The 13,948-nt window shown below is 42.4% G+C and carries 13 protein-coding genes; 4 read left to right on the forward strand and 9 right to left on the reverse strand.

Annotation, left to right across the window (positions count from 1 at the left end; translation table 11 throughout):
- The first annotated feature begins 55 nt into the window (after positions 1 to 55).
- Genes EAH57_RS00250 through purB form a run of 4 tightly spaced genes read left to right on the forward strand, consistent with a single transcriptional unit; the run spans position 56 to position 3,875 of the window.
- On the forward strand, positions 56 to 544 hold the full coding sequence (locus EAH57_RS00250) for an NUDIX hydrolase (protein WP_121928353.1): 489 nt from the start codon (positions 56 to 58) through the stop codon (positions 542 to 544).
- Between the two features lie 4 nt (positions 545 to 548).
- Positions 549 to 1,682: a tRNA 2-thiouridine(34) synthase MnmA gene (mnmA, locus tag EAH57_RS00255; protein WP_121928753.1), complete on the forward strand. Its 1,134-nt coding sequence runs from the start codon at positions 549 to 551 to the stop codon at positions 1,680 to 1,682.
- Positions 1,683 to 1,700: 18 nt separating this feature from the next.
- On the forward strand, positions 1,701 to 2,432 hold the full coding sequence (hflD, locus tag EAH57_RS00260; RefSeq protein WP_004671904.1) for a high frequency lysogenization protein HflD: 732 nt from the start codon (positions 1,701 to 1,703) through the stop codon (positions 2,430 to 2,432).
- A gap of 54 nt (positions 2,433 to 2,486) precedes the next feature.
- Positions 2,487 to 3,875, forward strand: coding sequence for an adenylosuccinate lyase (gene purB / locus EAH57_RS00265; protein ID WP_121928354.1), 1,389 nt, complete (start codon positions 2,487 to 2,489; stop codon positions 3,873 to 3,875).
- 72 nt (positions 3,876 to 3,947) lie between these two features.
- Here the strand turns inward: purB and EAH57_RS00270 are convergent, their stop codons facing one another.
- The 9 genes from EAH57_RS00270 to EAH57_RS00310 all read right to left on the reverse strand — a co-directional run bounded on the left by EAH57_RS00270 (position 3,948) and on the right by EAH57_RS00310 (position 13,930).
- On the reverse strand, positions 3,948 to 5,141 hold the full coding sequence (locus tag EAH57_RS00270) for a hypothetical protein (RefSeq protein ID WP_121928754.1): 1,194 nt from the start codon (positions 5,139 to 5,141) through the stop codon (positions 3,948 to 3,950).
- 145 nt (positions 5,142 to 5,286) lie between these two features.
- Positions 5,287 to 6,927 carry a thiamine pyrophosphate-binding protein gene (locus tag EAH57_RS00275; RefSeq protein ID WP_121928355.1) on the reverse strand — a complete coding sequence of 547 codons (1,641 nt, stop codon included), beginning with the start codon at positions 6,925 to 6,927 and terminating at the stop codon, positions 5,287 to 5,289.
- A gap of 38 nt (positions 6,928 to 6,965) precedes the next feature.
- Positions 6,966 to 8,432 carry an aldehyde dehydrogenase gene (locus EAH57_RS00280; protein ID WP_121928356.1) on the reverse strand — a complete coding sequence of 489 codons (1,467 nt, stop codon included), beginning with the start codon at positions 8,430 to 8,432 and terminating at the stop codon, positions 6,966 to 6,968.
- A 12-nt stretch (positions 8,433 to 8,444) separates the two neighbouring features.
- On the reverse strand, positions 8,445 to 9,236 hold the full coding sequence (locus EAH57_RS00285) for an aspartate dehydrogenase (protein WP_121928357.1): 792 nt from the start codon (positions 9,234 to 9,236) through the stop codon (positions 8,445 to 8,447).
- A gap of 9 nt (positions 9,237 to 9,245) precedes the next feature.
- Positions 9,246 to 10,040 (reverse strand): SDR family oxidoreductase, encoded by a 795-nt coding sequence (locus EAH57_RS00290; protein WP_121928755.1) that lies wholly within the window; start codon positions 10,038 to 10,040, stop codon positions 9,246 to 9,248.
- 22 nt (positions 10,041 to 10,062) lie between these two features.
- On the reverse strand, positions 10,063 to 10,878 hold the full coding sequence (locus tag EAH57_RS00295; RefSeq protein WP_121928358.1) for an alpha/beta fold hydrolase: 816 nt from the start codon (positions 10,876 to 10,878) through the stop codon (positions 10,063 to 10,065).
- Positions 10,879 to 10,908: 30 nt separating this feature from the next.
- The gene (locus EAH57_RS00300) at positions 10,909 to 11,430 is read right to left on the reverse strand and encodes a cupin domain-containing protein (protein ID WP_121928359.1); all 522 of its coding nucleotides are present in this window, start codon (positions 11,428 to 11,430) and stop codon (positions 10,909 to 10,911) included.
- A 24-nt stretch (positions 11,431 to 11,454) separates the two neighbouring features.
- Entirely contained in the window at positions 11,455 to 12,678 is a 1,224-nt protein-coding gene (locus tag EAH57_RS00305) for an MFS transporter (RefSeq protein ID WP_121928360.1), read from the reverse strand.
- A gap of 40 nt (positions 12,679 to 12,718) precedes the next feature.
- Positions 12,719 to 13,930, reverse strand: coding sequence for an NAD(P)/FAD-dependent oxidoreductase (locus EAH57_RS00310; RefSeq protein ID WP_121928361.1), 1,212 nt, complete (start codon positions 13,928 to 13,930; stop codon positions 12,719 to 12,721).
- Between the last annotated feature and the right edge of the window lie 18 nt (positions 13,931 to 13,948).

Below are 13,948 nucleotides of genomic sequence, written 5' to 3' on the forward strand. Positions count from 1 at the left end.
AGCCAAAAACTCACAAATTTTGTAGAATACATTTTTTAAAATTATGGTGCTTTCTATGACCGCTTGGACAGCTCATGTCACAGTCGCCACTGTAGTCGAAAAAGACGGACGTTTTTTGTTTGTCGAAGAACACAGCGAGGGCTATGTACATACCGTGTTTAATCAACCTGCTGGTCATGTTGAATGTGATGAAACCATTATCCAGGCAGCAATTCGTGAGACCTTAGAAGAAACAGGTCATCATGTTGAAGTTGATCACTTACTCGGTATTTATACCTATACGCCACCGATGTTTCCTGATCGTACCTATTACCGTTTTTGCTTCTTGGCGCATGTCACTTCAGTTGAAGAAAATGCGCAACTCGATACAGGCATCGTTGCTGCGGTATGGATGAATGTAGATGAACTACAAGAATCAGCACGTGCGCGTAGCCCATTGGTTTTAAAAGCTGTTCAAGATGCCCTCGCTGGCAAAAAATATCCTTTATCGCTTATTTATGAGCACCCTTTCTCTCCCTCATTAACCCCTCATTTGGATGCTTAATCCTATGCAACAACGTGTCATCGTCGGTATGTCTGGTGGTGTAGATTCCTCTGTTTCTGCCGCGCTTTTACTTCAACAAGGATATCAAGTTGAAGGTCTTTTCATGAAGAATTGGGAAGAAGATGATGGTACGGAATATTGCACAGCACTAGAAGACTTGGCTGATGCTCAAGCCGTTGCAGATAAGATTGGGATCAAACTTCATACCGCAAACTTTGCGATGGAGTATTGGGATCGTGTGTTTGAGCACTTCTTAGCAGAATATGCGGCTGGACGTACGCCTAACCCAGATATTCTCTGTAATAAAGAAATTAAATTCCGTGCTTTCCTCGATCACGCGATGACTCTTGGCGCAGATTTTATTGCAACTGGTCACTATGCGCGTCGCGGTGCAACGATGCAAAACTCACATGGTGAAACGTATGCACCGTTATTACGTGGTGTAGATAATAATAAAGATCAGACTTATTTCCTCCATGCAGTTCATGGTCGTGAAATTAATAAAACCTTGTTCCCTGTCGGTGAAATTGAAAAACCGCAGGTACGCAAAATCGCAGAAGAACTAGATCTCGCTACAGCCAAGAAAAAAGATTCAACAGGGATCTGTTTTATTGGTGAGCGTCGTTTTAGTGATTTCTTAAAACAATACCTCCCTGCTCAAGCTGGAAAAATTGTTTTAGACAATGGTAAAGAAGTTGGTGAACATCACGGCTTAATGTACTATACGCTGGGTCAGCGCGGTGGTATCGGAATTGGTGGTATGAAGGGTGTACAAGAAGGTGCATGGTTCGTATTACACAAAGATATTGCCAATAACCGACTGGTGATTGGACAGGGACACGAACATCCACTCATGCAAAGTACACAACTTTGGAGTGAGTCGATTGATTGGGTTGCTGGCGAACAGGAAATTCCGAGCACAGGTTTCCGATGTACTGCTAAAACACGTTATCGTCAGTCGGATCAAGCATGTACAATTTACCGCGATGAACAGACAGAAAATGGAATTCGTGTTGAATTTGATGAACCACAAAGAGCCGTTACTCCTGGGCAAAGTGTGGTGTTTTATTCAGGAGAGGTCTGCTTAGGCGGTGGTGTTATTCACCATACCAATGCACCTCAGCCAGATTTTATTTAAGGACATTGGAAGCGAAGCATGGCGGAGTTCCCCTTTCAGCCCACTCAAGCGTTGAATGTTAGACAAAACCGTGCTTTGGCATTGGCGGCTGTCTTTCAGGCAACTCAGCTTACGCATATGACGGCGATGGCAGGTCAACAAAGTATTGGTGACAGTGGTAATTTCTATTTAGAACTACTGATCAAAGCCAGTTTAAATATTCGTCCCGCCAGTAATAGTGCAACGCAGACTTTAGATTTTTTTAATCAACTCGCTGATATTTCATTGGGCTTAAAAACCCTAGAAGGCTGTATTACTCAGCCTTTTAATACCGCACCTAAATCAAGAGTTCCTAAACTGGGCACTGCCAAACTTCCAATGTCTTATGCAATGGCACTATTGCAGTTAGAAAAGAAAGTTTATAGCAACCCAGAATATGTAAAAATCATTGAAAAAGCACAACAAAAAATCTTAAAACAGTTGTCTTTTTTCGATAATAACTATTTACACCCAAGTATTATTGCCAGTTTAGCGCAAACTTATGTTGAAACTGCGGGTCAAATTAATCCACGCATTTTAGTCCGTGGCAATGCTGAAGCCTTCAAAGATATGAACCATACCAATCGCATTCGAGCTTGCCTGTTTACCGGCATACAGCTTGCACACTTATGGCGACAACTCGGTGGCAGTTCATGGGGTATGATTTTTAGCAAACGTAAGTTATTGCACGATATTCAAGCTCTCGCTCGTTTGCAGTATCAGGTGGTTTAAACCGATGCTACAACGAATTTATTTTTATGTTTATTCCAAGATTAAGGAATCTGTATGAATGCTTTAACCGCACTCTCACCACTTGATGGACGTTATGCAAGCAAATGCGATGCACTACGCCCTTTTTTGTCTGAGTTTGGTTTAATCCACGCTCGTGTCACAGTTGAAGTGCGTTGGTTACAAGCACTGGCAAATCGTGCAGAAATCATCGAAGTTCCAGCATTTTCTGCTGAAACCAATGCCGCTTTAGATGCGATTGTTGCAGACTTCTCTGAGCAAGATGCCAACCGCATTAAAGAGATCGAACGCACCACTAACCACGATGTAAAAGCAGTTGAATATTTCCTTAAAGAAAAAATTGCGAATATTGATGAACTCAAAAATGCAGGTGAATTTATTCACTTTGCATGCACATCAGAAGACATCAACAACTTGTCTCATGCATTGATGCTTAAAAATGGTCGTGAAGTTTTAGTTTCAAGTATGAAGCAACTTTTAAATGCGATTTCAGCTTTGGCAACCACCCATGCTGAACAACCTATGTTGTCTCGTACCCATGGTCAAACTGCTAGCCCAACCACTTTGGGTAAAGAAATGGCTAACGTTGCTTATCGTTTAGCGCGCCAAATCAAGCAATTTGAAAATGTTGAATTACTTGGCAAGATCAATGGCGCGGTTGGTAACTATAATGCTCACCTTTCTGCTTATCCAGAAATTGACTGGGCAGTGCATGCACAAGCATTCGTTGAGTCTTTAGGCTTGGCATTCAACCCATACACTACGCAAATTGAGCCACATGACTATATGGCTGAATTGTTTGATGCATTACGTCGTTATAACACCATCTTGATCGACTTTAACCGTGACGTTTGGGGTTATATCTCGCTTGGTTACTTCAAACAAAAGTTAAAAGATGGCGAAGTGGGTTCTTCAACGATGCCACACAAAGTGAATCCAATTGACTTTGAAAACTCTGAAGGTAACTTAGGTATTGCCAATGCAGTGTTGGGTCACCTCGGTGAAAAACTTCCTGTTTCTCGTTGGCAGCGTGACTTAACTGACTCAACTGTACTCCGTAACATGGGTGTTGGTTTTGCACAAAGCTTGATTGCTTTTGATGCATGCCTAAAAGGTGTTGGTAAACTTGAGCTGAATGCACAGCGTATTAATGAAGATCTAGACCAAGCGCAAGAAGTGCTTGCTGAGCCAATTCAAACCGTTATGCGTCGTTATAACGTTGAAAAACCATACGAGAAATTAAAAGCATTGACGCGTGGTCAAGCAATGACACGCGACATGATGGTTGATTTTGTGAATGGTGATGAACTATTACAAGTACCAGCAGATGAACGCGCGCGTTTAGCAGAACTTACCCCAGCAACATATACAGGTAACGCTGCTGAACAAGCAAAACAAATTAATGAATTGATTAGCAAAATTTAAGCTGGCAATTCAATCATAAAAAAGCAAAGCCTCGGCTTTGCTTTTTTGTTTGTGATCAAAATTTATGAAGATTTAAAAACTAAATCCAATATTTAAGTTAATGCGATAAAGCCATTTGTCACTATTGGAAGAGACTGTTGAAGTAAAGCCTGTGGCATTGGTTGCACCACCAATGATATTGGCGTTTTTGCCCCATGTATAATCAGTCCACACCATAAATGGCGAAGCAATAAACATCATCCCTGTGGTATTCATTTGCGAATCAGACCAATCATCCCGTTTTTTGTCTAAGTAACTATAATCATTGTAGAAACGGATTGCTTTGAGTTTCCCCATGTCTTGAACGGGTAAGGTATAAGCCAAATTTAGACTGGCTACTGTAGCCTCAGAAGCAATAAAATAAGCAGGGGTGAAACCATTCGCACCCATCAGTGTCATATCATTGTTTACACCATCTGGATTTTTCGCATCATATTGATAATGAATTACCGAGCTTTGTAAATTAAAGCGTTTGTAGTTGTTGTTACTATGCAGCCCTACTGCATAATACTTACCATCTTTATCAGTAATTTTATTGTGTAACTGAGCAACAGCACCTGATACACCAAACTCTTGCTTGCCAAATTCGGTTTCTAACTTACGAACAATCCTTGTATTCACTTGATGACGTTTTTCATTTTGATAGCCTTGTTGTATTGGGAATGCATTGTCAGCTAAATCATCATAGGTGGCACTTTCAGGAGAATAACGAAGATTGGTTGCCAGCATTTCAGGATAATAACCGAGCTTCATGTCCCAGTCTTTATTCTGAAAATTCCAATTCAAACCTGGAGCAATGTTATTACCGTAACCCAAGAAAAATGGAATGTGATAAGTCCAACCATTTTGTGGATAAGGATAAATTGCAAAGGGTTTATAGACAAAACCAGCTTCTATGCTGTTATGTTCATCCAAATGATAACCCACATAGGCTTTTTCTATCGAGCGCTTACCTTGATCTTGAAAGAGGTAACTGGCATTAAAATAGGCATCATCAAACTTGCCTTTCAGATCGACTCTAAAAATATCAAAATAGAGTTTTCCAAAACCACCGTTCGGCCCCTCCCAGTTTTCGTAACGTTGATTTAAACGCACTACACCACCAAGTTTGACAGAATCTGTCCCATCTTCACTTTTCCATTCTAGTGCCGAACTTTGTGCAAATGCATGAGATGCTGTACCCAAATAACATGCAGTAAGCATCGCGACCATCATTGTCTTTTTCATATCATGTTCCTTCGCTTTGATGCCAACCATCCTGTTGGCTCTGTTTTTGTTTTACCTGTAAAACATAGTTTTTATCGATTTGTAGACAAAAAATTTTGCCTACAAATCATTTTTCAGCAGCCTTACCTAGCAATGCTGCGATGGATTAATACAATTTCTTTTGTGGCGGACCTGCAAAATTCAGTGGCCCAATTGAATGCATATCCAATTCGATGACGCTTGGTCCTTGGAAATCAACTGCCTGCTGAATGACTGTTTTAAAATCCTCTGCACTGCCGACTTTCCAGCTTTTCACGCCCATCGCCTCACCTAGAACTTTGTAGTCAGGTGTATGTAATTCATTGAAATATTGACGACCACCAAAGTAATTTTTTTGGATGCCACGCATCACCCCATAACCACCATCATTCATGATCATCAGTACCATATTGGTATTTTCTTGCGCCATCGTGGCAATTTCACCGATACCTAGCATCAGACCACCATCACCGACCAAACCAATCACTTTCTTGTCTGGATTGGCAATCGAAGCGCCTATTGCGGTTGCTAAACCTAAACCAATTGCGCCTGCTAAAGAGTGAATATTTTGGTTTGGTGCTTGTACTGGGAATAAACGGCTTCCCCATGTACTACCTGACATGGTGATATCACGCACAAATATGCCGTCTTGTGGCAATGCTGCACGAAGGTGATCACAAATTAATGCATATTGATCAAGTTGTGTACGTAAGGCATCTATTGCAGCCTGTTTTGCTTGAACTACGGCTGCATCATATTCCGCATCGACTTTAGACATGCCTGCTAAACCTGTGAGAACACGTTGCAACACATCTTTGGCATCGCCACAAATGAAATTACGAATTTTGTAATTACGTTGCTGTGCGACAGGGTTGGCATCGACCTGAATAATATTTTCAGGGAACTGCACTGAATAGGTTTTGGTTTCATTACTGCGTAAACGCGAACCGACCACAACCAACAAATCGGCATCTTTTAAAAGTTGCTCAACGCCTGCAGAGTTATGGAATGCACCTAGGCTACGTGGATGATCATCTGCCAATACACCACGCGCATGGGTTGAAGACACCACTGGAATCCCCAAGTCAGCAATGGCTTTGACTTCATCGACACTATTCAGCGTACCGCCGCCAATCCAAAAAATTGGACGTTTAGCTTTCTTAATCTCATCAACAATCAAATCAACTTCAACTTGATCTGCTTGAGGCAATTCAAGTGCTTTGACTGGACCTAGATTCAGTGGTAGATCAATTTCAGCTGCTTGAACATCAATCGGTAATTCAACACTGACAGGCCCCATGGGTACTGTAGTGGCTACGCGAATCGCTTCACGAATAATACCTACAGCATTGTCAGGGCTGGTAATACGAAAAGCGGCTTTGCTTGATGCACGTAAGAAGGTGAGCTGATCTTTGGTTTCATGAATGAAACTTGCATCACGATCTAAATATTCACGTTCAACTTGACCAGTTAGATGTAACACTGGGCTACCTGCATTCATCGCTTCAATCAATGAACCGACCGCATTCCCTGCACCCGCACCTGTACTGGTTAAAGCGACACCCAAACCTTTAAAGCGTGAATGACCATCTGCCATCGTCACTGCACCTGCTTCACCTCGTGCCGCTACGAAACGGATTTTTTCACGGCGACCGACTGCATCAGCAATTGGTAAATTGTGAATTGAAATAACGCCATAAATACTATCTACTTGATGTGCTTCTAAAACACGCGCGATGGCTTCGCCTACATTTACACGTTCTGTCATTGGTTTATTCCTCAAAAACTATTCATTCCATGAATTTATTAATCACACCAAGGGTTTGGCTGCTCGCTCAATCCCATATAAATACTTTTTTGCTGCATGTAAGATAAAATGCCTAAACGTCCTTTTTCACGTCCGATACCACTTTCTTTAAAGCCACCAAATGGCGCAGAAATAGAGAATTTTTTGTAGGTATTAATCCAAACTGTTCCCACTTCTAAAGCACGGGCAAGTTGCCATGCCTTACGGTAGTTTTCAGTCCAAATCCCTGCTGCCAAACCAAAACAACTATCATTGGCTTGAGCAATCAGATCAGCTTCATCGTCATATTTCATGACGACCAGCACAGGGCCAAAAATTTCTTCTTGACAAGTTTGTGCTGAATTATTGAGACCTGTGATAATGGTCGGTGAATAAAAACTACCCTTTGCCAACTCACCCTCAGTCAACGCATGACCACCAATAAGGATTTGCCCTCCTTCTTTTTTAGCCAATTGAACATAAGCATCCACAGAAGCTAAATGCTTCGGATTGATCAAAGAACCGAGATGCACACCTGCTGTTTCGGGATGTCCTACGCGCAAGCTTTTGGTAATTTCAACCAAGCGATTTAGGAATTGCTCATAAATACTGCTATGCACAAACAAGCGAGCGCCTGCAATACATGCCTGTCCTGCTGAACTAAAAATGCCATAAGCCACACCTTTCGCAGCAAGCTCAATATCAGCATCTTGCATGACGATTGTTGGTGATTTTCCGCCAAGTTCTAAAGACGTTGTAATGAGTTTATCTGCTGCGATATGTGCCAAATGGCGACCTGTACTGGTTCCACCTGTAAATGAAATTTTGCGTACCAATGGATGCTTCGCAATTGCATCACCAATCACAGAACCACGACCAACCAACACACTCAGTAAGCCTTTAGGCAAACCTGCTTCTTCAAAGATTTTTGCTAATTCCAATGCGATCAAAGAAGTCACTTCTGCTGGTTTTAAAATCACAGCATTTCCGCCCGCAATGGCTGGTGCAAGTTTTTGTACTTCACTGGCAATCGGTGAATTCCATGGGGTAATTGCCGCAACTACTCCCACAGGTTCATGCACACTCATTGTCATGAAATCTGCTGCACGTTGCGTGGTCAATTCACCATTCATCGTTTCACAAGCTGCTGCGACATAACGTGCAGTTGCTGCGGCACTCATGGTCAAGGCACGTGTTTCCGCCAGTGGTTTTCCATTATCGCGTGTTTGTAGTTTTGAAAGTTCATCAACACGCGCTTCAATGATGTCAGCCACTTTATACAAAATCCGCGCACGCTCATGCGGTAGACTGTTGCGCCACTCCGCCTTACGCCATGCCAAATCCGCTTTTTCAATCGCTTCATTGACATCATCTAAACTCGCGGTTGAAATCTCAGCATTCACAGATTGATCTGCTGGAAACAGACTTTGAATCGTACCGCCCTTGCCTAATCGCCATTCACCTGCGATATAAATTTCTTTTATCATGATCAAATCCTTTTAAATCTGAATCGCTTGAACACTATTGCGACACGCCCGAATCACACTCAGCGCCGCCAAAGTTGAGGTTTTGGGATTGCTCGCCAAAGGCACACCAACTAATTCAATGGTCATTTCACCAAACACACCTTCTGCCACGATGGTGTGTTTGTTTTTATTGATGTTTGGATCAACAGTCAGTTCAACCATCGTTTCATCCATACCTAAACCTGCAAGCGCAATCGTCGCTGCAACATTGGCATTGGCTGGAAACTTCAGTGCAGCTTCACGCGCTGTACCACGGAAAAAAACGGTTGCTTCACTGACTTGATCAAGATCTACCAATTGCTCTGCATAGCTGCCACGCCAACTCTTTGGGCTTTTACAACCTTTATAGGTGACTCTTTCTAAACCACCTTCTTTTGCCGCTGAGATTCCATCAATTCCTGCAATCGCACCTGCTAAAAGGTGAAGATGAGCATCATGTTGTTCCGCCGTATTTTTTAGTTGGATGAAAAAATCGTTGTCTGCAAGAGTCCCCACTGAAATCAGACCAATCGTCCAACCTTTCGCCAGTACCTTTTGCGCGTGTTCTTTCACCGCGGCTTGGCCAGCAACTTCAATCACATAATCAGGTGTGCCCTGACACTCATCAATTGATGAAATGACCTGAACATCTGGAGCAACTTGTGCCTGAACTTTTTCAACACTCCGTGCGGGTACCACGATCCATTTAAGTTGTAGGTCATATGGCATATGCGTATAAACCTCTGCTGCCATCGCGCCAAAACCGATCATCATCAACTGTTTCATGTGCACACCTTATAAATGTTTATTAAATCCACCAGAGACATCTAATGTTGAACCTGTGGTATAGGATGCCAATGGCGATGCCAAAAACACCAAAGCACGTGCAGGTTCTTCAGGCTTGCCTAAACGTTGCATCGGAATACCTCGACTCTTTGCAATATTTCCCGTCCACTGTTCCCACGTTGCATTTGGGTCAGAACGTGTTTCAAAACGGCGTTTCCATTGTGCTGACTCCACCATACCCAGCAAAATCGAGTTCACACGGACACCATATTGGGTAAATTCATGTGCCAGTGAATGGGTAAGATTCAGTAATGCCGCACGTGCAGATGAGGTTGCGATCATGTGCGGCTCAGGTTGCAATGCTAACAATGAGTTCACATTGGTGATTGAGCCACAAGCTGATTGCTTTAAATCATTTAAAAATGCACGGATGGGATGCAATACACTGAAATACTTGAGTTCAATTTCTTTCATCCAATCTTCGTCTTGGGTATTTTCAAAATTCGACACACGACCTTGACCCGCGTTATTGATCAACATGTCGACATTGCCTAAATTTTGATTCACTTGTTGTGCGAATCGTTTTACATCTTCTTTGTCTAAGACATTGCAAATACTGGTGTAAATATTGGCATGCGGATATTTCTCTAAAATATAAAGTTTCGATGCTGCTAAACGCGCTTCATCTCGACCACACCACGCAACCTTGGCACCTTCTGCAACTAAAATTTCCACAGCAGCCAAACCAATGCCTGAAGAGCCACCTGTTACAACTGCTACTTTTCCTTCAACTTGGAAGCTCATATCCATATCTCTCGTTTAAATCTTAATTTGCCGATAAAACAATGTCGTTAAACTGTTCAGGTTGATCGACATAACTCAGATGACCTGCATCTGTGATGAGATGACATCGGCTCAATTGCATTTCGATAGCAAGTTCCTTGATCGCTTGCGCAGGGGTGATTTCATCCTTGTCACCTGCAATCACCACACACGAAACGCTGATATTGGTTAAATAATTTCTGATTTCGTCATACGCCAACAAATACGATGCCCGCGTAAAGCCGTCTAAAGTTAAATGGCTCATGACCTCGTTCACCAAGGCAAGGGCCTGAGCTTCTTGTTTATAGATTAAATGTGGTCCACGACTCGCCGCCATGCCTGCATTGCCCAAGCTTTTTAATAGATTTGGGCGTTTGTGATAAACCTGTGCTTTGGTTTCTTCATCTGATCGCTGATAACCCTGTGCAGCATTGGCAATAATTAAAGTTTCAACTCGTTCAGGATAAAGATGAGCAAAGGCACTGGCTTGTAATGCGCCGAGCGAATGTCCCACTACAATGGCTTTTTGAATAGCTAAAGCGTCCATTAAACCCAATACACGTTGTGCATAATCTGCTGCATTGGGCTGTTCCATATTTAAGCCAGTTGATATGCCATAACCTGGTGCATCCCAAGCAATGACATGAAAATGATGACTGAGCACATCTAACTGATTCACCCAAGAGGCTGAACCTGAGCTAATCCCATGTAAAAGGATCAGTGGTTGGCCTTGACCTGCTTCACGGTAGGCTTGCACTTGACCATTGACCTCAATAATTTTCACTGGGTATTTGGCTAATGTGTCGATCAAAGTCATCATTTCACTCCTCAAATACTTTTATCAATCGAATTAACGTTTAATTTGAGACAATGGATGCTCAGGTGGATAGTTCGGAATGGTTGGTTTTCCAGCCCCTAACATCACACACATCAAGGCATCTTCCTGACCAGGGTTAAATAGACCACGATAAATCCCCGGAGGAATTGAAATTAGATCACGCTCTTTGAGTTTGGTTTGGAATTTTTCACCGTTATGCTCAATGAATAAGTCAATCTCGCCACGTAACATGAAAAACACTTCTTCCACATCGTGATGAATATGCAATGGACCTTCACACTGTGCAGGCAATACCATGGTTGAAAAAGTAAAGTTTTCTGCTGGGACAGTGTTGCCATCATTGACTACCCCTGTTGCCCCAGTTCCCATATAACGCATTTGAGCACGACGATATTTCGGGTCATAATCTGCTTGGAACTTCAACGCATCAAAGTCATATTTACGTGTTTCAAAACGTGCGATACGTGTGTTTAACCAATCATTTAAACTCGTGCCTTCTGGCTGTTTCCATGATTCAAATTGTTGATTAGTCATGTTTTAACTCCTAGATCTCTTTGATTAATAGCGTTTCAATAAAGGAAGCAAGAAGAACGACCCAATAACGGCGACTGCTGCCAAGAAGGTAATTCCTAGATTAAAACTATGTGTTTGCATTACGATGTAACCGATCAAAACAGGTGCGATTGCACTGGCAAAATTACCCATTCCATTAAAGATCCCACCTGCTGTTGCACCGACGTCAGCCGTAGTCACTCGGGCGAGCAAAGCGAATACCGATGCCACACCAAAACCCCAAGCCATTGCACTGAAAGACATCGCAGCGATCACCAAGATTGGATCAGTCATGAGCACCATCACGTACATGAAAATACCTGCGACCAATAAACCACCAAAAACTTGAATTGCACGACGACCTGTCTTATCAGAAAGGAATGCACCGACGATTTCACCAATCAACATGGCAATGAATGGCAAGCTTGAATACATTCCAAACTCTTTAAGATTGAAACCTTTGTCTTGGATTAAATAAGAAGGCACCCAACTGTTTAATCCCCACAAATACGTCATCAAAGCAATGTTGAAGATACAGACCAACCAAAATGAACGGTTCTGCAACAACACTTTGGTGTTCTGAAGATGACCTTTAAAATTGATACGCTTGCTGGTGGATTGCAGTTCAATGGTTTTCTTAAGCTGTAAATCACGTAAACCAATCATGATCGCAAACAAAGCAATGAGCGTGAGTGCGGCCATCACAAAGAATGTGGTATGCCAATCGTATTTTGCTAATACCGCAGCAGTGATCGGAAAACCAAGGAAAGCCCCAATCGGTGTTCCCAACAAAAACATGGTCGAGGCGCGTGCTTGCTGACGATCGGTATAGGTTTGTTTCACGATGGTATAAGCTAAGGCGAATAAAGGCCCTTCAGCCAAACCGAGCAAAATACGTAAGAACAACATCCCTGCATAACTGGTGGTAAAGCCCATGCACAACATAAGCACACCCCAAGATGCAACACTCCAAAACAGCATTTTCTTTGGGTCGAAAATATCACCAAGGAAACTGAGGAATACAGATGAAAAACCGTAAGCCAGCAAGAAACTGGTCATTAACCATCCGAGTTTGGCTTTGTTCTCAGCAATCTCCATTGCACCTTGGAAGGTTGGATCCGCAAACAAAACCGCAATACTGATTTTGTCGAAAAATGCGAGAACAACACATACCATCAGAACGAAAGCAGGAACCCAATGCTTCCATCCACTTTTCACTTCATTACTCATACTTCATTCCTTCGATTGAGTCATGAACCGGATTTAATGTTTATGGTTTTAATTTCATGACATTAAATTCAGGGTCTGCTAATAATTTTGGGTCTAAAATGGTATTGGACTGCATCCAACGTTTAGCCAATTTGACCAGTTTCGAATCATTGATTGCGATCATATTGATTAAGCAATTTTGATCATCTAAATAAAGATAACTACATTGATCATCTGTACTTTTACGTACGACGATCTGTTTGGTTCTTTCAGGTTGATAAGTCCCTAATATTTGAATATTGAAGTGATATTGATCGGACCAGAGCCAAGGGATATCAGCATATTCGGTATCCATACCTAACATCGACTTTGCTGCTGCAATCGCTTGGTTCTGCGCATTTGCCCAAGACTGAATGCAATATCCAAGCATCGGATGAGTTGCAACATCGCCTGCGGCATAAATATCTTGGTCAGAGGTTTGCCCAAAACAATTCACCACGATGCCATCTTTGACATCTAAGCCTGCATTGACACCCAGTTCTTTGGCTATATCAGCACCTGCACCCACCACCACACAATCAAACAATACACTTACATTTGGATGATTCACCACTTCAACTTTCTGATGACCAGCTTCAATCAAATGTAAATTTTTACTATTCAAATGAATCTGAGTGCCTTGTTGTTCATGCATCTGTTTCAAGAAATCAGATACATCAGGACTTACACTACGAGCACAGAGCCGATCGCCATATTCAAAAATATGAACCTCTTTGCCTTGTTTCCGTGCCGTTGCTGCAATTTCAAGACCAATCCAGCCACCACCAATCACCGCTAGTTTTTGCGCATGCTGTAAGATTTCAGCAAGACGCTCACAATCTTGCACATTACGTAAAGTCACCACATTCGGAATAAACTGCCATGTATTGACTGGAATACGGGCACGACTTCCTGTTGCGATCAACAACTTGTCATAAGGTAAAATTTGACCGCTTGCTAAGACCACATGTTTCAGCTGGCGATCGACTTGAGTCGCCACAGCAGGCTTATGCCACTGAATATTAAATTCTTGCACTTGCTCTGGAGAAAACAGATGCAAACTTTCATAACTGGCTTCTTTTGATAGCACCTGTTTAGAAAGTGGTGGACGCTCGTAAAACACTTGATCTTCATTGGATACCACATGAATCTCACCTGAGTATCCATTTTGACGTAGTGTGCTTACCGCCCAACCTGCTGCCTGACCTGCACCAACAATTACGATTCTTTCCATAGCTTGATCTCCCTGCCC

The organism is Acinetobacter sp. 2JN-4, from assembly GCF_003687745.1.
Taxonomy (GTDB): Bacteria; Pseudomonadota; Gammaproteobacteria; order Pseudomonadales; family Moraxellaceae; genus Acinetobacter; species Acinetobacter halotolerans.